The following is a 22,382-nucleotide window of genomic DNA, read 5'->3' as shown; positions in this document are numbered from 1 at the left end:
TTAGGGGGCGGCCGGGGAGAAGTGTTTTTCGATGACTCCCTTGATGTCCTCATGGCAGCCGCCGCAGCCGGTGCCGGCCCGGGTTGCCTTGGATACTTGAGCCACGGTTGAGCAGCCATCCTCCACGGCGCCGGCAATGGCGGCTCCGCTAATACCCGCGCACCGGCAGACGGTTCCCTGCGGGTCGGCGGCCGTGCCCGGTAATTGGTCCGGCCCGTCCAGGCGGAGCAGCAGGGACCTGTCGGCGGGCAGTTCCGCGCCGCGCTCGAACAGCCCCACCAGTTCGGCTGCGGTGCGCGGCATACCTACCGCCACCAGGCCCTCAAGCACGCCACCGCGGGTGGTCATTTTCACGTAGCGGCCGTGTTCGGGGTCGGCCCACTGGGCGATCTGCAGGCGCGGCCTGCCGCCGACTGCACCGGCGGTAAGGACTTCCTCGTCCCAGGGCTCAGCAGCGTTCTCGCCGGCCACCGCCATGTTCATGCCCCGGGCCTTGAGGACAACGACTCCGGCCTGCTCGGCGGGCAGTTCCGGCAGCAGTTCCGCTTCTCCCGGAGTGGCAGAGGCGAGCAAAGTCAAATATTCAGCAAGCCACTCGGCCTGCCGCCATCCTGGTCCGACAAGCCCGGACGGGCCTTTGGCGTTCCGGCACGATGCACAGGCGGGGTCAGGGCAACGGACTTCGGCACAATCGCCAATGGCAAAAATGTGGGGCTCGTGGTGCGCCCGGAGCCGGTGGTCCACCAGGATCCCGGCGGAGGTGGAGAGCCCACAGCCTTCTGCCAGTTCCGTGCGGGGACGGACGCCGCACGAGAGGACCAGGAGGTCGCCGTCGATCGCTGACCCGTCGTCCAGCAGCAGGGCCGAGAACCCGCCGTCGGGCGCGTTGTGCTCCACAGCGGTGGAGCGGGCATTGCCGGCCATCCGCACGCCGCAGCGCCGAAGGCCGGCAGCCAGCACGGCGCCCCCGCCGCGGTCGATATTGCGGCCCAGCGGGTAGGGGCCGTTGTGGACCACGGTGACGGTGGCTCCTTCTTCCGCCGCGGCCAGGGCAGTCTCAAGCCCCAGGACGCCGCCGCCCAGCACCACCACCCGTTTGCCGCCGTCCACCGCCTGGCGCAGCATTTCCGCGTCACGAAGATCGCGGAGGGCCGTGACTCCGGCCGGAAGGACAGGTGACGTGGGGTCCGGGTTGATGCCGGTCAGGTTGGGGATGACCGGACGGGAGCCGGTGGCGAAGACCAGGCGGTCGTAGTGGGCCACCCCGCCGTCGGTCAGGAGGACCTGCTGGCGCGCCCGGTCCACGCGGCGGACGCGGACGCCAAGGCGGACGTCGACGCCCGCTGCAGCGAGGGCGCCGGGATCGGAAAGTGCCAGGGCAGCGGCAGTGGTCCGCCCGACGCCGAGGTCGGCGACCAGCACGCGGTTGTACGCCGCTTCCGCCTCCGCTCCCACCACGGTGAGGCCCAGGTGGCCGCTGCGGACAGCGGGCAGGAGCTCATCGACCAGCCGGGCCGCCACCGGCCCGAATCCCACTATGACTACTTGCTCGCTCATGAGGCCTCCGTCGTTTGAAGCACGCTGGTTGGAACCGGTTGGGCAGCCGGCCGCACCCAGACCTTGTTGAACTTGAACTCGGGCATCCCGGAGATGGGGTCCGTGGCAGCCTCCGTCAGCTGGTTGGCGCTCTCAAGTTCGGGGAAGTGGAAGGGCAGGAACACGGTGTCCGTTCTGATGGCGGTGCTCAATTCAGCCCGGCACAGCACTTCGCCGCGCTCATTGGCCACCGAGACGAACGCGCCTTCGGTGATGCCCAGAGCTGCCGCGGCCGCCGGGTGCAGTTGCAGCTTCGCTTCTGGCCGGGCTTCCAACAGTTCGGATACCCGGCGGGTCTGCGCGCCGGACTGGTAGTGTTCCAGGAGCCGGCCGGTAATGAGGGTCATTTGTTTGGCTGCCGGGGCGGTGCCGCTCCTCAAGGGGTCCCCTGGGGGAGGACGACGGCGGCGGGGCGCCACCGGGGTCATCACTGCTTTGCCGTCGGCCTGGGCGAACCGGTCCCGGAACAGCCGCGGCGTTCCGGTGCTGCCGGCCGGGTAGGGCCAGTAGGCGGCTTCGCCGCGGTCCAGCATGGCGTAGTCAATGCCGGAGTAGTCGGCGGGCCCGCCGGCTGAAGCGAGCCGGAGCTCCTCGAACACCGTTTCCGGGTCCTCGCTGTAGGTGGAGGGAGCATCCAGCGCTTCAGCGAGCCGTGCCATGATCCAGAGCTCACTGCGGGCACCGGCCGGCGGAGTCAAGGCACGGCGGCGGCGCAGCACCCGGCCTTCGAGGTTTGTCAGTGTGCCTTCCTCCTCCGCCCATTGGAGGACGGGCAAAACCAGGTCCGCTTCGGCGGCGGTCTCGGACATGAAGAAATCGCAGACCACCAGGAAGTCCAGGCTGCGCAGGCCCCTGATGACCGCGTTGGCGTCAGGTGAGGCGACCGCAATGTTGGATGCGTGGACAAAAAGGCAACGGACGCCGTCAGGCTTTCCCAGTGACTTCAGCAGTTGAACGGCCGGGAGACCGGGGCCGGGGATAAGGCCTTCCGGTACGCCCCAGACCTTGGCAACGTGGGCGCGGGCGGCGGGATCAGTGATCTTGCGGTAGCCGGGGAGCTGGTCCGCCTTTTGCCCGTGCTCCCGGCCGCCCTGGCCGTTGCCCTGGCCGGTGAGGGTGCCGTAGCCGCTGCGGGCCGAGCCCGGCAGTCCCAGCAGCAGGCTGAGGTTGATCGCGGCCGTTGCGGTGTCAGTGCCATCCACGTGCTGCTCTACGCCCCGGCCGGTGAGGATGTAGCTGCCGCCCCGGTGTGCCCCCTCGGCCAGCCGGCGTGCGGTCTCCCGGATCAGTCCGGCCGGGACGCCGGTGATGGATTGCACCCGTTCGGGCCAGAAGGAGTTCACGCTGCGGACCACGGCACTGTAGCCCGAGGTGCGTTCCTCGATGAAGGCGGAGTCCACCAGGTTTTCGTGGATGACCACGTGGGAGATGCCCAGCAGGAGGGCAAGGTCTGTTCCGGGGAGGGGCTGGAGGTGGAGGCCGCCGCCGTCGGACGTGAAAGCAGCCGTGGCTGAGCGGCGGGGATCCACCACAATCAGCCCGCCGGCGTCGCGTGTTCCCTTCAGGTGCTGCACGAAAGGGGGCATGGTTTCGGCTACGTTGGAGCCCAGCATCAGGATGGTATCGGCGGTGTCCAGGGCCTCGAGCGGGAACGGCAGGCCGCGGTCGACGCCAAAGGCCCGCATCCCGGCAGCGGCGGCGGAGGACATGCAGAACCGGCCGTTGTAATCGATCCGGGAGGTCCCCAGGGCGAGCCGGGCGAACTTGCCCAGCATGTAGGCCTTTTCGTTGGTGAGGCCGCCGCCGCCGAACACGCCCACTGAATCCGCCCCGTAAGAGGAGCGGGATGCCTTTACGGCGTCCGCGGCGACTTGGAGGGCCTGGTCCCAGCTGATGGGCCGGTGGACGCCGTCGGGCCCCTTCAGAAGGGGCTCGGTGATCCGGCCGGGGTGGTTCAGCAGCGAGGCGGACGTCCAGCCTTTGCGGCAGAGACCGCCGCGGTTGGTGGGGAAGTTCCGGCCGCCCACTTCGAGGACGGGCAGGTCCCGGGCGGGGGATTCCGGAAGGGGCAGTACAGCCACGGGGACTGGCCCCGGCAGGGAAGCCGGGGCCAGTTCCGCTGGAGACGTGAGCGTCATGGCGCACTGCAGGGCGCAGTAAGGGCAGTGCGTGTCGGCGCTTTTGGTCATGTTAGACGTGTCCCATCGCATTTCGGTTGGCGTTGCGGATGTAGAAGGCCCAGCAGACAACCAGCATCAGGACGTAAGCCCCAACGAAGCCGTAGAAGGCCGGAGTGTAGGATCCGCTGGCACTGTTGGAGGCGTTCAGGACCTGCGGGATCACAAAGCCGCCGTAGGCGCCGATGGCGGAGATCAGGCCGAGTGCGGAGGACGCGAGGCGCTGGGTGGCCACCGAGCTAGCACCGTTCCGGGCCGCCCGGCTGGAGGTGGCGAAGATGACCGGGATCATGCGGTAGGTGGCGCCGTTTCCGAAGCCGCTGGCGGTGAAGAGCATCAGGAAGAGGACCAGGAAGAGCCAGAAGTTCTTCAGCGGCAGGGTCCAAACCATAGTGAGGGTGATGACGGCCATCGAAGCGAAGGCAGCCACAGTCATCCGGGCACCGCCCATGCGGTCGGCCATGCGTCCGCCGTACGGGCGTGCCAGCGAGCCCACCAGCGGTCCGAGGAACGCCAGTGAGAGTGCCACCGTACCCACGCCGATGGAGGAAAAGGCCGGGAAGTAGTCCTTGATCAGCTTGGGAAAGACACCCGCGAAGCCGATGAAGGAACCAAAGGTGCCGATGTACAACAGCGCCATGATCCACAGGTGCGGTTCCTTCAGTGCTGCCACTGAACCCGCGATGTCGCCCTTGGCGCTGGTGAGGTTGTCCATGAACTTCCAGGCGCCGAAGGCGGCTACAAGGATGAACGGCACCCACATCCAGCCTGCCATGGGCAGGTTGACCGTGCCCACGGCGAGCAGGGTGATCACAATCGGGACGGCGAGCTGTGCGACGGCGGCACCCATGTTGCCGCCCGCGGCGTTCAGGCCGAGCGCCCATCCCTTCTCCCGGGCGGGGTAAAAGAAGGTGATGTTGGCCATGGAGCTGGCAAAGTTTCCGCCGCCGAAGCCTGCGAGGGCCGCCACCAGCAGCATGACACCGAACGGAGTTCCCGGGTTTGAGACGCACAAGGCCAGGCCGATGGAGGGGATCAGCAGCAGCAGGGCGGACACGATGGTCCAGTTGCGGCCGCCGAAGCGGGGGACCATGAAGGTGTAGGGGATGCGCAGGGTTGCACCTACGAGGCTCGGCATGGAGATCAGCCAGAAGATTTCGGAGGTGGAGAAGTTGAAGCCGGCGCCGGGCAGCTGGACCACCACGATGGACCAGAGCTGCCATACAACGAACCCGAGGAATTCGGCGAAGATGGACCAGTTGAGGTTGCGGCGGGCGATGGAGCGGCCGGCGGATTCCCACTGTTCCTTGTTTTCGGCGTCCCAGTTGGCGATCCAGCGGCCGGGGCGGAACTCGAGGGCAGGGGCTTCTGTGGTGCGGGTAGGGCCGGGCTGTGCGCTGGCGGATGCGGCGGTTCCGGGCCTTGCGGCTTCGTCCAGATCCAGGGAATTCCCGGGGCCGGCATCAGCGGTGCGGTCAACAGTCACGGGGTACCTCCTTTGGGGGTTGTTGTCCTCCCAAGGTAGGGACGCCGCGTTTCACGCACCGACGAGGTTTGTTAACGCGCTGTGACATTTGCCTATCGTTGGCCCTGAAGGGGCGTGAGGCGCGGGCAGCGGGCCAAAGAATGGAACGTACGACACACGTCCGGATAGTGGACCTTTCGTCCATTGACTGGACCGCGGGAACTAATATTGAACTCTAACTATTCCGAGCCTGGCGATAACGCACGGCCCGGCCGGTTCTCATGAAAGCGTTTACCTATGTCCTCCATTGATACTTCCAAGGTGCCGGGATCCCCGCAGCCGGTGAACTCACGCGGCCGCGTGATCGTAGCCAGCCTGATCGGCACGACGGTTGAGTTTTACGATTTCTACGTCTACGCCACCGCAGCCGTTCTGGTTTTCCCGCAGCTGTTCTTCCCCAACCAGAACGAAACGACGCAGCTGCTGAGCTCCTTCGCCGTTTTCGGCGTGGCGTTTGTCGCCCGCCCGCTGGGCTCCATTGTTTTCGGCCACTTCGGCGACAAGTTCGGCCGCAAGGGCACCCTGGTGGCATCCCTGCTTACCATGGGTATCGCCACGTTCCTGATTGGCTGCCTGCCCACCGCACTGGTCCCGGGCTGGGGCTTCTGGGCTCCGGCCCTGCTGGTTGTCATGCGTTTTGCCCAGGGCCTGGCCCTGGGCGGCGAATGGAGCGGCGCCGCCCTGCTGGCCACGGAGAACGCTCCGGCCAACAAGCGCGCCATCTACGGTACTTTCCCCCAGTTGGGCGCCCCTATCGGCTTCATCATCGCCAACGTGATCTTCCTGGCCTTCAGCTACGCTCTGTCGCCGGCTGACTTCCAGTCCTGGGGCTGGCGTGTGCCGTTCCTGCTCAGTGCCGTCATGGTCATCATCGGCCTCTATGTCCGGCTCAAACTGATCGAAACCCCGGCCTTCACCAAGGTGCTCGAGTCCAACGAGGTGGCCAAGCTGCCACTGGGCCGGGTCTTCAAGACCAGCTGGCGCCAGCTGATCCTCGGAACGTTCATCATGCTTGCCACCTACGTGCTTTTCTACCTGATGACCACCTTCACCCTGACCTACGGCACCCGCCCCGCCAGCCTGGACGCTGCCCGGGCTGCTGCCGAAAAGGCCGGAAAGCCGATGTCCGAGGCCGCCGCCGCAGCCTTTGTGCCCGGCCTGGGCTACACGCGCAACGACTTCCTGTGGATGCTGATTGCCGGTGTCGTTTTCTTCGGCATTTTCACGCTGGTCTCCGGCCCGCTGGCCGAGAAGTACGGGCGCCGCAAGATGCTGCTCGCGGTAACCGGCGGAATCTTCATCTTCGGCCTGCTCTTTGTTCCGCTGTTCAGCGGCGGCTTCGTTGGCACCATGGCCCTGCTGATCATCGGGTTCTCCCTGATGGGCCTGACCTTCGGTCCGATGGGTGCGCTGCTGCCGGAACTGTTCCCCACGAACGTCCGCTACACAGGGTCGGCCGTGAGCTACAACTTCTCCAGCATCCTTGGCGCAGCGGTGGCTCCGTTCATCGCCGTGGCACTGTGGGAACGTGCAGACGGCAGCCCGGTACTGGTGGGGATCTACCTGACCGCCATGGCCGTACTGACCCTGATCGCGCTGTTTGTCAGCAAGGAAACCCGCGACGTGGACTACGAGAACAACGTGGCCTGATGACGCCGCATCGCTAAGCGGAATGCCCGGCTGGTCTGCGGACCAGCCGGGCATTTTTATGTCGCCGAGGCGTAGCGGGCCACAAAGTTCTTGAGGATGTTCATGGGTTCGGTGACTGTAAACCGGCGGGCGTCGTCCATCAGTTGCCCGGCCGATTCCGGCGGAAAGTAGCCGGCGTTGCGGTAGATGTCGATGCGGGTGCAGAGGCCTTCGGTGTCCAGTTCGGGGTGGAACTGGGTGGCGTAGAGGTTGTTTTGAATCCGGAACATCTGGACCGGGCAGGCGGCGGACCTCGCCAGCAGCACGGCGTGCGCGGGGAGGACGGTGCACGCTTCCTTGTGCCCCGTATAGGCGGTGAAGGTCCTGGGCAACCCGCTGAGCAAGGGATCCTTCAGGCCTGCGTCGGTCAGCTGGATTTCCGCGGCACCGAGCGGTTCGCCGAAAGTTCTGTCGATCACGGCGCCCTGATGCGTACCGAGGGTGCCAACGCCATAGCAGGCACCAAGAAACGGGAAATCCCGCGCCACCAGCTGGTCCAGGAGGCCCGACAGCTCGCGCTCCACGCGGAGTTGCGTCGCAGTCTTCTGTTCCGGCGGGTCGCTGGACGTGAACGGGCTGCCGCCCACGATCACGCCCGAGTAGCTGTCCAGGTTTAGATCAGGCAGGGGAGCGGCCTCCAGCCTGAGGCGCACGAGCTCTGCGGGTTCCAGTCCGCCGTACCGCAGGTAGGCGGCATACTCGTCTTCGGCCGCTGCGTCTTCGGCCCGTGACGCCAGGAGCAGGAAAGGCAACATCTGCTAAGTGTGCCCTCTCCGGCGGAAACTGTCAGCGTGTCAGCTTGTGGCGGGCTGGCTCAGGGAACGGCGGGACTGCGGCCGGGCGGCCGGATCGGCGTGGCGGTGCAGGAGTTTCCAGTAGCCTTCCTCGCGGCGGAAGACGCTGGTCACGCGGAGCGCGAACTCCTCGGCGACGGCCGCCCCATCAAGCCGCGCGCGGAAGTGTTCGGTCTCCACCAGGAAAGCGGTGTCACGTGCCGTGTAGGACGTGATGGTATCGAATCCCAGCATCTCGCCGTCCTGGAACTGCCGTGCCGCCTGGTCCAGCCGGGCTTCCACCTGCGCCCAGCCGCGGGCGATGCCGCCGAACGGATTGGCCAGCGTGACGTCGTCAAGCCGGGAATAGAGGTCCTTGACGGGTCCAGGGTTGCCCCGGGTGATTTCTGGAACGGCGAGGTGGTAGCGGTGGACTTCTTCTTCGAAACTGGGTGCGAGCATGGAAGCCTCCGGCGCTTACTGGTCTTCGATGGTGGCGATGACGGCGCCGGCTGACACCGTTTCGCCTGGTGCAGCGCTCAGGCCGGTGATGGTTCCGGAGCGGTGCGCGGTCAGCGGCTGCTCCATCTTCATCGCTTCGAGGACCACCACGAGGTCGCCTTCGGCTACAACGTCGCCGTCCGCCACTGCCACCTTGACGATGGTGCCCTGCATGGGGGAAGTCAGGGCGTTGCCGGTGGCTGCTGCCGTGCCTCCTGAGCGGGAGCGCTTCTTTGATTTGCCGGACTTCGCCGCGGCGCCTGCCGTACCGGTACCCGGCGTGCCGAGGGAAGCGGGCAGTACTACCTCAAGCCGTTTCCCGCCAACTTCAACCACCACGCGCTGCCGATCCCCGGGGTCAGCGTCGGTCCCGGCGCCGCCGTCGGGGGTCCAGGCCGGGAGGTTGTTGACGAACTCGGTCTCGATCCAGCGGGTGTGGACGCTGAAGGGGCCCTCCGCGGGTGCAAACGCGGGGTCGGAAACCACGGCGAGATCGAAGGGGATCACCGTCGGGATGCCCTCGACCACCATCTCTTCGAGGGCGCGGCGGGCGCGCTGCAGGGCCTGCGGCCGGGTGGCTCCTGTCACGATCAGCTTGGACAGCATCGAATCGAAATTGCCGCTGATGACGTCGCCCTCTTCGACGCCGGAATCAATGCGGATGCCGGGGCCGGTGGGGTTTTTCAGGACCCGGAGGGTGCCGGGGGCGGGCAGGAAGTTCCGGCCCGGGTCTTCGCCGGTAATACGGAACTCGAAGGAGTGGCCGCGGATCTCTGGATCGCCGTAGCCCAGTTCTTCGCCGCGGGCCAGCCGGAACTGCTCGCGGACCAGGTCGATGCCGGTGACTTCTTCAGAGACGCAGTGCTCCACCTGCAGGCGGGTGTTCACCTCAAGGAAGGAGATGGTGCCGTCCTGGCCCACCAGGAATTCACAGGTGCCGGCGCCCAGGTAGCCGGCCTCTTTCAGGATGGCCTTGGAGGACTCGTACAGCCGGCGGTTCTGTTCTTCGGTCAGGAACGGAGCAGGGGCTTCCTCCACAAGCTTCTGGTTGCGGCGCTGCAGCGAGCAGTCTCGCGTGGAAACCACCACCACGTTGCCGTATGCGTCCGCCAGGCACTGGGTCTCAACGTGGCGGGGTGCATCCAGGAAGCGTTCGATGAAGCACTCGCCGCGGCCGAAGGCAGCGGTGGCTTCACGGACAGCGGATTCAAAAAGTTCGGGGATTTCGTCGCGGCTGCGGGCGACCTTGATGCCGCGTCCGCCACCGCCGAAGGCGGCCTTGATGGCTACGGGCAGCCCGTACTGGTCCACGAAGTCCAGGATTTCGTCGGCGGTCTTGACGGGGTCGGCGGTGCCGGGAACCTGGGGTGCGCCCACCTTCTCGGCGATGTGCCGGGCCTGGACCTTGTCGCCGAGGGCGGAAATGGCTTCCGGGGACGGACCGATCCAGGTGATGCCGGCCTCGATCACGCGGGCGGCGAACTGGGCGTTTTCAGCCAGGAAACCGTAGCCGGGGTGAATGGCGTCCGCGCCGGACTGGCGTGCTGCCTCGATGATCTTGTCCATGACGAGGTAGGACTCGGCGGCGGTGCTGCCACCGAGCGCGTAGGCCTCGTCAGCCAGGCGCACGTGCAGGGCGTCGCGGTCTGCGTCGGCATAGACAGCAACGGAGGCGATGCCTTCATCACGGGCGGCGCGGATGATGCGCACAGCGATCTCACCGCGATTGGCGATCAGCACCTTTGTGAGGGTCGACTGCGTGGGACGTGCGGACTGCTCCAAATTTGCTGACAAGGCGTCTCCTTCTTTCCTTCAGGGAGCCTAGCGCGGTTTTGGAGGTTCCGCCGATATTACTTGCGGATTCCGCGTGTAAAGCGCCCAGGCTTTGTAGGGAAGCTACAAGACTCGTGGAAATCGGGCAGCTTACGCCGCCGGCCACAGGTCGGTGATGCGTACCTGCGCCTGAGCCAGCAGGCTGCGGAGCGTGGAGACGGACAGGCCGACGACGGCGTGCGGGTCGCCGTCGACCTTGCGGATGAAGGCCCCACCGAGGCCGTCGATGGTGAAGGACCCGGCGCAGTGCAGCGGCTCGCCGGTGGCGATGTAGGCGTCAATCTCCTCCGGCTCCATTTCAAGGAAGGAGACCTCCGCGGAGGCAACAGTCCCGAGGGTGGCACCCGTGCCGGGGGCGGCGCCGTCGTCAGGGTCTGTGTCCCGGCAGTCCACCAGCCAATGTCCCGTATGCAGCACCCCGGTGCTGCCGCTCATCCGCAGCATCCGCTCGCGGGCGACGGCGGCGGTGTACGGTTTGCCGTGCGCTTCGCCGTCGAATTCGAAGACGGAGTCGCACCCGAGTACCAGCGCACCTTCCGCTTCCGGCAGCGCCGCCACCGCCTCAGCCTTCGCCCGTGCCAGCAGCAGGGCGGTATCGTGCGGGTCGGTAACGCCGTACCGTGCCTGGACCGCATCCTCGTCAACGTCCGATACGAGGACTGAGTGCCGGATGCCGGCCTCGGCCAGGAGCTTGGTGCGGGCGGGGGACTGGGAGGCAAGAATCAGGCGGACCACGGCTCCAGCCTAGCCGGTCCTGCCCAAGGGCAGGACCGGCCGCGGCACACCTGTGTCAGTGCACCAGCGCCCCTGGTGCGGGTGCCGCCTCAGGACTGCTGAGCTTGGCGCCCTCCACGTCGACGTCCGGCAGGATCCGGTCCAGCCAGCGGGGGAGCCACCATGATTTTTCGCCCAGCAGGTACATCACGGCAGGCACGATGGTCATCCGGACCACGAAGGCATCAAGCAGCACACCGAAGGCCATCGCGAATCCGAGCGGCCGCACCATGGTGAGGTGGCTGAAGATGAAGCCGGCAAAGACGCTGACCATGATGATCGCCGCGGCGGTCACCACTGCGGCGGCGTGCCGGAAGCCCACCCGGACCGCCTGCTTTGCCGGGGAACCGTGCATGTACGCCTCGCGCATCCCGGAGGCGATGAACACCTGGTAGTCCATGGCCAGACCGAACAGCACACCGATCAGGATGATGGGCAGGAAGCTCAGGACGGCGCCCGGGTTGGCGACGTCGAACACGCCGCCCAGCCAGCCCCACTGGTACACGGCCACCACGGCCCCGAACGCGGCGGCGAGCGAGAGCAGGAACCCGCCGGTTGCGAGCAGCGGCACCACGATGGAGCGGAACACCAGCAGCAGCAGGATGAGGGAGAGGCCGACGACGATCGCCAGGTAAGGCGGCAGGGCGTCGCCGAGCTTCGTGGAGACATCAATGTTGCCGGCGGTCTGGCCGGTCAGGCCCATGGCGACGTCGTATTCGGCCTGGATGTCGTCGTTGAGGCCGCGGAGTTCAGAAACCACCTGCACGGTGCTGGCGCTGGCCGGGCCTTCCCGGGGGATGACCTGGAAGACAGCGGTGCGCCGGTCCTCACTGAGGGCAACAGGCACGGCGGCCACCACGTTGTCGACATCGCGGAGATTGTCCGCGATGTCGTACTGCAGGGTCTGCGCCTGGGCCTCATCGAGGTTGGCGGGGAATTCGCCCACGGCCACGATGGGGCCGGTGACCCCTTCGCCGAAGCTCCGGGCGGTCAGATCGTAGGCCTGGTAGGCCTCGGATTCCACTGGTTCTGACCCGCCGTCGGGCAGTGCAAGCTGCAGCTGTGTGGCGGGCAGCGCGAGGGTGCCCAGGAGGAGCACGCCGGCCAGGAGCGCCAGTACGGGGTGCCGGGTGACCAGACCGCCCCAGCCATGGGTGCTGCGCTCGCGGTCCTGCGCTTCGTCAGCCGCTTCATGGCCGGGTTCAGCGTTGTGGGTCTCCGCCTTTTTCCAGGCACGCCGCGAGATGATCCGACGTCCAATCAGGGACAGCATGGCCGGTGTGAGGGTGATGGCCACCAGCACCGCCACTGCCACGGTTCCTGCAGCGGCCAGGCCCATCACGGCGAGGAAGGGCAGACCCGGCACCACGAGTGCGGCGAGGGCGATGATCACGGTCAGGCCGGCGAAAACCACTGCGTTGCCGGAGGTGCCGGTGGCACGGGCAACCGATTCCTCGTGGTCCATGCCGGCAAGGAGCTGTGTCCGGTGCCGGTTGACGATGAACAGCGAGTAGTCGATTCCCACGGCCAGGCCCAGCATCAGGGCGAGCATGGGGGAGATGGAGCTCATGTCGAAGAGGCCGGAGAGGGCAAAGGTGATGCCAACGCCTACACCTACGCCGATCACTGCCATCAGCAGGGGCAGCCCGGCGGCGATGAGTGTGCCCAGCATGATGATCAGGACCAGGGCGGCCACTGCGATGCCGATGACCTCGGCGGCGCCGAAGAGTTCGGAGATGTCCTCGGTGATTTCCTTGCTTGCGTAGGCGGTGACGCCGGCAGCGGAGGTTTCGTGGGCGATGTCCTGGACTTGCTGGCGGACCTCGGGGCTGAGGCCGTTGATGGAGGTACTGAACTGTACCTGTGCGACGGCGGCGCGGCCGTCTTCGGAGACGAAGCGGATGGCTGAGGATGCCTCTGCCTGCCGCTTGCCCAGTTCCAGTTTGGCTTTGCTGGCTTCAAGTTCCCGGGCGCCGGCGTCGAGCTTCGCCTGGCCCTCCGCGAGGGCGGCTTTTTGCTGGCCGAGCTGGGCCTCGATAAGCGCCGCCGGCGCGCCGGCTGCTGAGAGTTGCTGTTCGGCCGCCGCGAGCCGTGCCTCGCCGGCCTCCAGCTCGGCGCGGGATCCTTCAAGTTGTGCCTGGCCGGCGGCAAGCTGCTGCTCGCCATCGGTGATGGCCTGTCCGGCCTGGTCCACCTGCGCCTGCGTGGCGAACGGATCTATGGTGCCCCGGACATCGGACACGGATTCCAGCTTTTTGAGGGCATCGGTGACGGCGGTGCGGCTCTCGGGCGTGAAGCCGCCGTCGGGCGCTTCGAACACAATGGTGGCGGTGCCGCCGGATGCTGACGGAAGCTCTTCCCTCAGCTTGTCCGCGATCCGCTGTGTTTCAGTGCCCGGGATCTGGAAATTGTTGGACAGGGTGCCGTGGAACGCGGCGGCAGAGCCGCCCACGGCCACCAGGGCAGCCAGCCACAGCGAAATCACCAGCCAGCGCCGGCGGTAGGAAAACTTGCCCAGGCGGTAAAGGAGCAGTGCCATGAAGGGTAACCGATCTGATCAGGAGGAACGGGAGTCTGAAGAAGAGGGGGTGGTGTGCCGGGCAGCAGCGGAGCGGCCGGCGCCGTTGAAACCGGCGCCCAGCAGCGCCATCGAGTCGATGAGCAGCTGACGCAGCTCCGCGAGGGAATCCGGTGAGAGATCGGGGCCGCGGCGGCTGAACCAGACCTCCATGGCAGCCTTGCCGCAGGACATCACTGAGCCGGCCAGGGCGTGGACGTACAGTTCGTCCTGCCCGCCGGCGGTTCCCGCCATGCGTTCGCGTGCCACGGCGAAGACCTGGGCCCTGCAGTGATCCCAGGCCTCAAGTTCGGTGTGCGACATCAGCGGACTCTGGCGGGTCAGGGTAAAAAGTTCTGCCAGCGGAGCTACGGCTTTCGGGTCGGCGAGGGCAACCAGTGCGGCCTGGGCCGACTCCAGCATCGGTTCGTCAGCGGGCCGCAGCCGAAGCTGCTGAATGGCGTTGTCCAGGAAGTTGTGGACGATGGATGCCAGGGCGGCATCAGTGCTGCTGAAGTAGTTGAAGAAGGTCCGGCGGGAGATCCCTGCCGCCTCTGCGATGTCCTCGGCGGTGAAGTTTCCCGGACCCTTGGTGCGCAGGAGTGCCAAAGCGGCATCAGTGATGGCCAGGCGGGTAGCGGCCTTGTTCAGCTCACGCCGCGACGGGACGGCTGAAACGGGCGCGGGGGCTCGGCCTGCGGAAATTGTCACGCTCTTACACTACGTGCAACTTTGCACTGCGGGCAAGTTTTCGGGAATTCCCGCCGATGACGGTTACTAGTGAGCAAGAAAAGAAGTCCCCGGGAATCTTCCCGGGGACTTCTTTTTACAGCAGGGGTGAGCAGGGACCCTTAGGCCTTCACGTCCGCCAGTTGGCGCGTTGTGGTGTCCGTGGAGGTTCCATCGGACGGGGCCTCAGCGGCGTCCACAGTGTCCTCAACAAACGGTGTGCCGTTGCGGGGTGCGTTGTACAGGGCCTCATCGAGGATGCCCTGGCGCTTGGCCACGATGGTGGGGACGAGCGCCTGGCCGGCAACGTTCACCGCGGTGCGTCCCATGTCCAGGATGGGATCGATGGCCAGGAGCAGGCCGACGCCGGCAAGCGGCAGACCCAGCGTGGACAGCGTCAGCGTGAGCATCACCACGGCGCCGGTGGTGCCGGCGGTTGCCGCGGAGCCCAGGACGGAAACCAGTGCGATCAGCAGGTACTGGCTGAAGTCGAGCTGGATGCCGAAGAACTGTGCCACGAAAATAGCTGAGATGGCCGGGTAGATGGCAGCGCAGCCGTCCATTTTGGTGGTGGCGCCCAGCGGTACGGCGAAGGAGGCGTAGCCGCGGGGTACGCCGAGGCTGCGTTCGGTAACCCGCTGGGTCAGGGGCAGGGTGCCCACCGAGGAGCGGGAAACGAAGGCCAGCTGGACGGCGGGCCATACACCGGAAAAGTACTGCTTGACCGACAGGCCGTGGGTACGGACCAGGACGGGGTAGACGGCGAAGAGCACAAGTGCCAGGCCGACGTAGATGGCGAAGGTGAACTTGCCCAGGGAACCGATGGTGTCCCAGCCGTAGACGGCGACGGCGTTGCCGATGAGGCCCACGGTACCCAGCGGGGCGATGCGGATGATCCACCACAAAACCTTTTGGATGACGGCCAGCGCGGAGGCGTTCAAGGTAAGGAACGGCTCGGCAGCTTTACCCACCTTGAGAGCGGCAACACCGACGGCAATGGCGATCACCAGGATCTGGAGCACGTTGAAGCTGACGGAGGTGGTGACGGCGCCGGATTCGGCAACGGTGGAGCTGGCGCCCAGGCCCAGGAAGTTCTTGGGGAAGAGACCAATGAGGAAGGACCACCAGTCACCGGACTTGCCGGAGTACTTTGCCTCTTCGGTGATGCCCGTGTTGGCGCCGGGCTGCAGGAGCACGCCGAGGCCGATGCCGATCAGCACCGAGATCAGGGAGGTGATGGCGAACCACAGCAGGGTGTTCCACGCCAGTTTGGCGGCGTTGGACACCTGGCGGAGGTTGGAGATGGAGCTGACGACGGCCGTGAAGATCAGCGGTACGACGGCGGTCTGCAGCAGCGATACATAGCTGGAGCCGATGGTCTGGAGTGTGGCGCCGAGACCGTTGGGGCTGGCTTTGGTGCTGCCGGTGTACTTGGCCAGGAGACCGAGGCCAAGCCCGACGATGAGGGCGGCGATAATCTGGAAGCCGAACGAGCCAGCCCATTTGGGCAGCTGGAAGCCGGTCTTTCCTGCGGATTCTGAGGGGCGGGTTGATGTGCTCACCCGATTACGTTAGGGCGCGCTTCCATATCACGACGAACGGATGTTGAGAAATGTTACGGCGTCCCGCGAAGGCTTAAACTCGAAAAAGCCCATAAATCAGCGGTTTTCCGCGCTTTTGTGAAGTTATTCCCTTCGCCGTAGTGCTTAAGGTCTCGCCCTTAGGGTCATCGTTGGCCGGGCTTGGGCCGCGCCCGGACGTGCATCCGCTCCCCCTGCTGCCCGAACAGGCTAATGAACTCGACGGGCTTGCCGTCGGCACTTGAAAACCAGTGCGGGGTGCGGGTGTCGAATTCCGCGGCCTCGCCAGGCCGGAGTTCAAAGTCCTTGTTGCCCAGCACCAGGCGCAGCCGCCCGTTGAGGATGTAGAGCCATTCATAACCTTCATGCACCCGCGGGTCAGGCTCCGCTCCGCGGGCCTCGCCGGCCAGCACCATCTTGAAGGCCTGCAGCCCGCCCGGACGGCGGGTGAGCGGGACAGCCGTCATCCCTGCGTGGGTGATGGGGCGCAGGTGGATCCGCGGATCTCCGGTGGGCGGGGCACCCACGAGGTCATCCAGGGGAACGCCATACAACTGCGCGAGGGGCAGCAGGATGTCGAGGTTGGGCCTGCGCTGGCCGGACTCCAGGCGGGAAAGGGTGCTCACCGATATGCCCGAGGCCGTGGAAACTTCCCCCAAGGTGAAGTTCCGCTCGGCACGGATTGCGCGAAGCCGGGGGCCAACCGCCCCGAGAACGTCGTCCAAGTCGCTGTCCATACTGCCACTTTGCCAGATCAGCAACGATACTTGCCACTGCCTCCAGATGCGGGGAAGGCTGTTATCACCGCCCGGGGACATTAGCAGCGGATCTGAAAAACGCAGGGAAGGACGAATGCGGCATGGACACCACACGGTATGACGTTGTAATTATTGGCGGCGGGGCCGCCGGGCTCAGCGCGGCGACAACATTGGCCCGCGCGCTGCGCACGGTGCTGGTCATCGATTCCGGAATGCCGCGGAACGCGCCTGCGGCCGGAATTCACGGCTATCTTTCCAGGGACGGAATGAAACCCTCGGACCTGCTGGCCACGGGACGCACCGAAGTGCTCTCCTACGGCGGCACCGTCATTGACGCGGAAGCTGTTTCGGCACGGAGAACAGCCGACGGCTTCGAGGTGGTCACCGAAGATGCCCGCCGGTTCACCGGCAGGCGCCTCCTCGTGACCACCGGCTTGACGGACGAACTGCCTCCGATCCAGGGGCTGCGGGAGCAATGGGGAAAGGGCGTTGTGCACTGCCCCTACTGCCACGGTTGGGAAATCCGCGGGCAGCGCATTGGGGTGCTGGGCACTGGCCCGCTGTCCGTCCATCAGGCACTGCTGTTCCGGCAGTGGTCCAGTGATGTCACCCTGTTCCTAAATGACGCGGTGGAGCCAACTGACGCGGAACGGGTCAAGCTCGCTGCCCGGTCCGTCACCGTGGTTCCCGGGCCCGTGGCTTCCGTTGACGCTGCGGATGGTGTCCTCAAAGGAGTCACGCTACGGGAAGGTACCTCGTTCCAGGTAGCAGCACTGGCTGTCGGCACACGGATGGAGGCCAGGTCCACCTTTCTGAAATCGCTGGGGCTGGCCACCCAGGTGCACCCGTCAGGCGCGGGCCGTTTCATCGGGACCGATCCCATGGGTGCTACAGGCGTCCCGGGCGTATACGCAGCGGGCAACGTCTCCAACCTGATGGCTCAGGTAATCACCGCAGCTGCCGAGGGTGTCATGGCTGGGGCGGGGATCAACGCGGACCTCATTGAAGAGGAAACCCGGTGGGCTGTTGAGGGCAGCGTCAGACCCGTTCCAACGGCTGTGGCAGTCGAAGGATGAGCGGAACGGGTCTGACCACAACCTGCCATCTCCATCACCGGAGCAGCGCGCGCCGGAGTGTGTCGAGTCCGACGGAGCCGATGTTCAGGGCGCGGGTGTGGAACTCCTTCAGGTCGAAGCCGGGCCGTGCCTGGAGTTCGGCCCGGATCTGTTCCCAGAGCCGATGGCCGACTTTGTAGGACGGTGCCTGTCCCGGCCAGCCGAGGTAGCGGGTGAACTCGAAGCTGAGCTGTCCCTCACTGATGGGCAGGTTCTGCTTCAGAAACCCGTACCCCTTGTCCGGGGTCCAGGTGCCGGAGCCCCAGCGTTCGGGAACCTCGAGTTCGAGGTGGACGCCGATGTCGAACACCACGCGGGCGGCCCGCATCCGCTGCATGTCCAGCATGCCCATGTAGTCGCCCGGATCCTTGAGGTAGCCCAGTTCCTGCATCAGTTTCTCGGCATAAAGGGCCCACCCTTCGCCGTGGCCGGAGGTCCAGCACACGTTACGGCGCCACTTGTTCAGCAGTTCCCGGCGGTAGGTGGCAGTGGCCACCTGGAGGTGGTGTCCCGGAACTCCTTCGTGGAAGACCGTGGTGGTTTCAGCCCAGGTGGTGAACGTGTCCTCGCCGGCCGGGACGGACCACCACATGCGGCCGGGACGGCTGAAGTCATCGGACGGGCCGGTGTAGTAGATGCCGCCCTCGTCAGTGGGAGCGATGAGGCACTCAAGTTTCCTCATGACCTCCGGGATCTCAAAGTGGACGTCGGCAAGTTCGGCAACGGCTTTGTCCGAAAGCTCCTGCATCCACTCCCGCAGCGCCTCTTTGCCTTTTAGCTGGCGCGCGGGATCGCTGTTCAGGATGTCCTTGGCTTCTTCGATGGTGGCACCGGCCTTGATGGTGTCCGCCACCTTTCCCTGCTGGGCGATCAGCCGGTCGAGTTCCTCCACGCCCCAGGCATAAGTCTCTTCCAGGTCCACGGTGGCGCCGAGGAAGGAACGGGAGGCGAGTGCATAGCGGGCCCGGCCCACCGCGTCCTTTTCCGGCGCGGCCGGCAGCAGCTCCGTCCGAAGGAATGCTGCCAGCCCTGCATAAGCCCTGCGCGCGGCGGCGGCGCCGGCGTCGAGCTCTTCCTGCACCGCGGCCGACAGGGGCCCGGCGGCGGTGGCGGCTCCTGCCGCAAGCTTCGCGAAGAACCCGTCCTCTGCGGCGTACTTCGTGGTTTGCTCAACGACGATGTTCACCTGCCGGGCAGCAGCAACCCGGCCGGCGTCACGGGCCAGCCGCAGGGATTCGATGTAGCCGCCGATGGCCGCCGGAACGTTCAGGGCCCGGCCGGCGATGTTCTGCCAGTCCTGCTCTGTCTCCGTGGGCATGAGGTCGAAAATGGAGCGGATGTCCTGGGCAGGGGAGGCGATATTGTTCAGGTCCGCATAATCCCAGCCGGACGCGTGGATCAGCAACTGCAGGCCAAGCCGCTCCTGCATGGCGTCGAGTGTGACGGCGTCGACCTCGTCCTCAGGTTCGAGCCCTTCAAGGTCCGTGAGGGCCTTCCGGGCCTCCTCCGCGAACTCAGCGATGCCGGCGGGGGAGAAGTCCTGGTATTCGGTCTCGTGTCCGGGAACGCCAAGGGTGGTGGCGAAGGACGGATTGAGCCTGATGAGCGTATCCGTGTAGGTGTCCGCGACGGCGTCGATGCGGGTTTTCGGGCGGGCAGCAGGGGCAGTATCTGTAGTCACCCTCCGAGACTAACCGCACGGCTGCCGGAATAGGGGCCCATTCCGGCGAGGGGCCAAGTCGAGCGCAGCGAGGCTTGGGAGCCGGTGGGGAGGATTAACCCCGGCTGCGTTTCCACGCCCCCGGCCCGGGCGCGGGCGCCAGGCGCAGCTGCTGCCGCCGAACCCAGTGACGCACCGGGGGCTTGTCCGTAAGTGCCGGTTCTGCGCCTCCCAGGGAGAGTACGACGGCGGTCAGCGCAGCCAGTTCCTCAGCCGTCGGCTGGCCTTTGACAACAGAGAACAGCGGGGCACCGTCTGCGGGCGCCGCGCCAGGATCAACCGCCGGCTCTTCGGGCTGGGCTTGCGACGTGACGGGCTGGGCGGGGTTCACAGCGGGATGTTCCCATGCTTCTTGGTGGGAAGGCTGGCCCGCTTGTCGCGCAGCGCCCGCAGGCCCTTGATGATCTGGGTCCTGGTTTCGCACGGCGCGATCACGGCGTCAACGTAACCCAGTTCGGCTGCCTGGTAGGGGTTCAGCAGCTCTTCCTCGTACTGACGGATGACTTCAGCCCGGCGCGCCTCGACGTCTCCACCTGCCTCGGCCACCGCTGCGAGGTCCCGGCGGTACAGGATGTTGACGGCGCCCTGTGCCCCCATCACACCGATCTGCGCCGTGGGCCAGGCAAGGTTCAGGTCGGCACCGAGCTTCTTGGAACCCATCACGATGTACGCGCCGCCGTAGGCCTTGCGGGTGATCACGGTGAGTTTGGGAACGGTGGCTTCCGCGTAGGCATAGAGGAGTTTTGCGCCGCGGCGGATGATGCCCTGGAACTCCTGGTCCTTGCCCGGCAGGAAGCCCGGAACGTCCACCAGGGTGATGATGGGGATGTTGAACGCGTCGCAGTGGCGGACAAAGCGCGCTGCCTTTTCGGAGGCGGCAATGTCCAGTGTGCCGGCGAACTGGAGTGGCTGGTTGGCCACGATGCCCACCGTGTGGCCCTCCACCCGGCCATAGCCGATCATTACGTTGGGGGCGTACAGGGCCTGCATTTCGAGGAAGTGGCCGTCGTCCACAATCTGCTCCACAACGCTGCGCATGTCGTAGGGCTGGTTGGCCGAGTCCGGGATCAGCGTGTCCAGAGCGAGGTCGTCGTCGTCGACCTCCGGCTCCTGCTGGTGCTCCAGCACCGGAGCTTCCGAGAGGTTGTTCGAGGGCAGGAAGTCCAGCAGTTCGCGGACAAACTCGATGGCGTCGGCTTCATCGGAAGCCAAATACGTGGACGTTCCGGTGGTGGCGTTGTGCTGGCGGGCACCACCCAGGGTTTCCATGTCCACGTCCTCGCCGGTGACGGTCTTGATGACGTCCGGGCCGGTGATGAACATGTGTGAGGTCTTGTCCACCATCACCACGTAATCGGTGAGCGCGGGGGAGTAGGCGGCGCCGCCGGCGGAAGGACCCATGATCAGGGAGATCTGCGGCACCACCCCTGAGGCGTGGACGTTGTTGCGGAAGATATCGGCGAACATGGCCAGGGATGCCACACCCTCCTGGATGCGGGCCCCGCCGCCATCGAGGATGCCGACGACGGGACAGCCGTTGCGCAACGCGAATTCCTGCACCTTGACAATTTTTTCGCCGTTGACCTGGCTCAGGGAGCCGCCGTACACGGAAAAGTCCTGGCTGTAAACGGCTACGGGGCGCCCGTCCACGGTGCCGTAGCCGGAAACCAGGCCGTCGCCCAGCGGCTTCTTTTTCTCCATGCCGAACGCGGTGGAGCGGTGGACAGCCAGGGCGTCGAATTCCACGAACGAGTCTTCGTCCAGCAGGAGGGCGATACGCTCCCGGGCAGTGTTCTTGCCGCGCGCGTGCTGCTTCTCGATCGCTTCGGGGCCGGAGGGCTGTTCGGCACGGGCCTGGCGGTCGCGGAAATCGGCGATCTTTCCCGCTGTCGTTGTCAGATCGTGGCTCATCAAATATCTCCGGCTCTGTAGCAGATTGGTCCTGTGGCGCTGTCCTAGGCGGCAGGTCTCCCGCGGGAGTTAAGTAGCATCCACACAAAGAACCAGCCCTGCTGGCTAGTCTAATGACGCTTCTGGCGCCCACCGCTGTAGGGAACCTACAATTTTCTGCCGTGCCACAACCAGAGACCAGATGTTACTCGTCAGTAATATAATTGGGTTACAGTGATTTTTATGACTTCGAGCAACGATGCTTCGGGCTCCTTTGCCAGCCCGTACCGGCCCACTGGCTCCCTTCGCGGCCGCACTGTCCTCATGTCCGGCGGAAGCCGCGGGATCGGGCTGGCAATAGCCGTCCGGGCCGCCGAGGACGGTGCGAACGTGGTGCTGATGGCGAAGACCGGGGAGCCGCATCCGAAACTGGAAGGCACGGTGTACACCGCCGCCGAACAGCTGGAGGCGGCCGGCGGCCAGTCACTTCCGCTGGTCGGCGATGTCCGCAGCGACGAGGACGTGCAGCGGGCAGTCTCGGCGGCGGTGCAGCGCTTCGGAGGCATCGACGTCGTCATCAACAACGCCTCCGCCATCGACCTGTCAGGCACGGACGCCGTCGACATGAAAAAGTACGACCTGATGCAGGACATCAATGTCCGCGGAACCTTCCTGCTGTCCAAGCTGGCGCTACCGGCGCTGCGCGCCTCCGCCGGCGGGCACATCCTCACCCTTTCACCACCGCTGAACCTCGATCCGTACTGGGCCGGCAAGCATTTGGCCTACACCATGGCCAAGTACGGAATGAGCCTGACAACCCTGGGGCTCGCGGAGGAACTGAAAGCGGACGGAATCAGCGTCAATTCGCTGTGGCCCTGCACCCTGATCGACACCGCAGCCATCCGGAACATGCCCCACGGCGAGCAAATGGTGCAGGCAGCGCGCGGCCCCCGGATCATGGCCGATGCGGCGCATGCCATCCTCACCGGAGCCAACCGTCGTGCCGGGGGTACGTCCAGCGGCAACTTCCATACGGATGAGGAAGTCCTCACCGCAGCCGGGGTGGCCGACTTCCGTCCGTACAGCCTCGGGGCACCGGAGGACCGGCTGGTTCCGGACATCTTCCTGTAGGCGGGACCTCCTGCCCGGGTCGGTAGGATTTAGT

Annotated in this window: 17 protein-coding genes; 3 read left to right on the top strand and 14 right to left on the bottom strand. The window is 65.9% G+C overall.

What is annotated here, in order from left to right; all coding sequences use genetic code 11:
* Genes AC5RTE_RS08665 through AC5RTE_RS08655 form a run of 3 tightly spaced genes read right to left on the bottom strand, consistent with a single transcriptional unit; the run spans window position 1 to window position 5,259 of the window.
* The gene (locus AC5RTE_RS08665; RefSeq protein WP_494040984.1) at window positions 1–1,557 is read right to left on the bottom strand and encodes an FAD-dependent oxidoreductase; all 1,557 of its coding nucleotides are present in this window, start codon (window positions 1,555–1,557) and stop codon (window positions 1–3) included.
* On the bottom strand, window positions 1,554–3,785 hold the full coding sequence (locus AC5RTE_RS08660) for a molybdopterin oxidoreductase family protein (protein WP_494040983.1): 2,232 nt from the start codon (window positions 3,783–3,785) through the stop codon (window positions 1,554–1,556). Before AC5RTE_RS08660 ends, AC5RTE_RS08665 begins: the two co-directional genes overlap by 4 nt.
* Window position 3,786: 1 nt before the next feature.
* Entirely contained in the window at window positions 3,787–5,259 is a 1,473-nt protein-coding gene (locus AC5RTE_RS08655; protein ID WP_494040982.1) for an MFS transporter, read from the bottom strand.
* Between the two features lie 276 nt (window positions 5,260–5,535).
* Between AC5RTE_RS08655 and AC5RTE_RS08650 the strand changes: the two genes are divergently transcribed.
* A complete protein-coding gene (locus AC5RTE_RS08650) occupies window positions 5,536–6,948 on the top strand; it encodes an MFS transporter (protein ID WP_494040981.1) in 1,413 nt (470 codons plus the stop codon).
* A 56-nt stretch (window positions 6,949–7,004) separates the two neighbouring features.
* On the opposite strand, the gene AC5RTE_RS08645 is transcribed toward AC5RTE_RS08650, so the two are convergent.
* The 8 genes from AC5RTE_RS08645 to AC5RTE_RS08610 form a co-directional block, all read right to left on the bottom strand.
* Window positions 7,005–7,742, bottom strand: coding sequence for a glutamine amidotransferase (locus tag AC5RTE_RS08645; protein ID WP_494040980.1), 738 nt, complete (start codon window positions 7,740–7,742; stop codon window positions 7,005–7,007).
* A 39-nt stretch (window positions 7,743–7,781) separates the two neighbouring features.
* Window positions 7,782–8,222: a YybH family protein gene (locus AC5RTE_RS08640; protein ID WP_494040979.1), complete on the bottom strand. Its 441-nt coding sequence runs from the start codon at window positions 8,220–8,222 to the stop codon at window positions 7,782–7,784.
* Window positions 8,223–8,237: 15 nt separating this feature from the next.
* Window positions 8,238–10,055, bottom strand: a complete 1,818-nt coding sequence (locus tag AC5RTE_RS08635) for an acetyl/propionyl/methylcrotonyl-CoA carboxylase subunit alpha (RefSeq protein WP_494040978.1) — start codon at window positions 10,053–10,055, stop codon at window positions 8,238–8,240.
* A 129-nt stretch (window positions 10,056–10,184) separates the two neighbouring features.
* Complete coding sequence (locus AC5RTE_RS08630) at window positions 10,185–10,829, bottom strand: Maf family protein (protein ID WP_494040977.1); 645 nt, start codon at window positions 10,827–10,829, stop codon at window positions 10,185–10,187.
* 55 nt (window positions 10,830–10,884) lie between these two features.
* Window positions 10,885–13,407: an MMPL family transporter gene (locus tag AC5RTE_RS08625; protein WP_494040976.1), complete on the bottom strand. Its 2,523-nt coding sequence runs from the start codon at window positions 13,405–13,407 to the stop codon at window positions 10,885–10,887.
* Window positions 13,408–13,425: 18 nt separating this feature from the next.
* Window positions 13,426–14,136: a TetR/AcrR family transcriptional regulator gene (locus AC5RTE_RS08620; RefSeq protein WP_494040975.1), complete on the bottom strand. Its 711-nt coding sequence runs from the start codon at window positions 14,134–14,136 to the stop codon at window positions 13,426–13,428.
* Window positions 14,137–14,276: 140 nt separating this feature from the next.
* Window positions 14,277–15,716 carry a dicarboxylate/amino acid:cation symporter gene (locus AC5RTE_RS08615; RefSeq protein ID WP_494040974.1) on the bottom strand — a complete coding sequence of 480 codons (1,440 nt, stop codon included), beginning with the start codon at window positions 15,714–15,716 and terminating at the stop codon, window positions 14,277–14,279.
* 164 nt (window positions 15,717–15,880) lie between these two features.
* Complete coding sequence (locus tag AC5RTE_RS08610; RefSeq protein ID WP_494040973.1) at window positions 15,881–16,471, bottom strand: helix-turn-helix domain-containing protein; 591 nt, start codon at window positions 16,469–16,471, stop codon at window positions 15,881–15,883.
* A gap of 122 nt (window positions 16,472–16,593) precedes the next feature.
* Here AC5RTE_RS08610 and AC5RTE_RS08605 point away from each other — a divergent pair, with 122 nt between their 5' ends.
* Window positions 16,594–17,568: an NAD(P)/FAD-dependent oxidoreductase gene (locus AC5RTE_RS08605; protein ID WP_494040972.1), complete on the top strand. Its 975-nt coding sequence runs from the start codon at window positions 16,594–16,596 to the stop codon at window positions 17,566–17,568.
* A 34-nt stretch (window positions 17,569–17,602) separates the two neighbouring features.
* Here AC5RTE_RS08605 and AC5RTE_RS08600 read toward each other — a convergent pair whose 3' ends face one another.
* The 3 genes from AC5RTE_RS08600 to AC5RTE_RS08590 all read right to left on the bottom strand — a co-directional run bounded on the left by AC5RTE_RS08600 (window position 17,603) and on the right by AC5RTE_RS08590 (window position 21,238).
* On the bottom strand, window positions 17,603–19,288 hold the full coding sequence (locus AC5RTE_RS08600; RefSeq protein ID WP_494040971.1) for a DUF885 domain-containing protein: 1,686 nt from the start codon (window positions 19,286–19,288) through the stop codon (window positions 17,603–17,605).
* A 94-nt stretch (window positions 19,289–19,382) separates the two neighbouring features.
* Window positions 19,383–19,658 carry an acyl-CoA carboxylase subunit epsilon gene (locus AC5RTE_RS08595; RefSeq protein ID WP_494040970.1) on the bottom strand — a complete coding sequence of 92 codons (276 nt, stop codon included), beginning with the start codon at window positions 19,656–19,658 and terminating at the stop codon, window positions 19,383–19,385.
* The gene (locus AC5RTE_RS08590; protein ID WP_494040969.1) at window positions 19,655–21,238 is read right to left on the bottom strand and encodes an acyl-CoA carboxylase subunit beta; all 1,584 of its coding nucleotides are present in this window, start codon (window positions 21,236–21,238) and stop codon (window positions 19,655–19,657) included. The genes AC5RTE_RS08595 and AC5RTE_RS08590 overlap by 4 nt, the downstream gene beginning before the upstream one ends.
* A gap of 222 nt (window positions 21,239–21,460) precedes the next feature.
* Here AC5RTE_RS08590 and AC5RTE_RS08585 point away from each other — a divergent pair, with 222 nt between their 5' ends.
* Window positions 21,461–22,348 carry an SDR family oxidoreductase gene (locus tag AC5RTE_RS08585; protein WP_494040968.1) on the top strand — a complete coding sequence of 296 codons (888 nt, stop codon included), beginning with the start codon at window positions 21,461–21,463 and terminating at the stop codon, window positions 22,346–22,348.
* The last annotated feature ends 34 nt before the right edge of the window (window positions 22,349–22,382 follow it).

Source organism: Arthrobacter sp. K41 (assembly GCF_059089645.1).
Note: the sequence above shows the minus strand (reverse complement) of the source record. Positions and strands in the feature narration are given on the sequence as shown.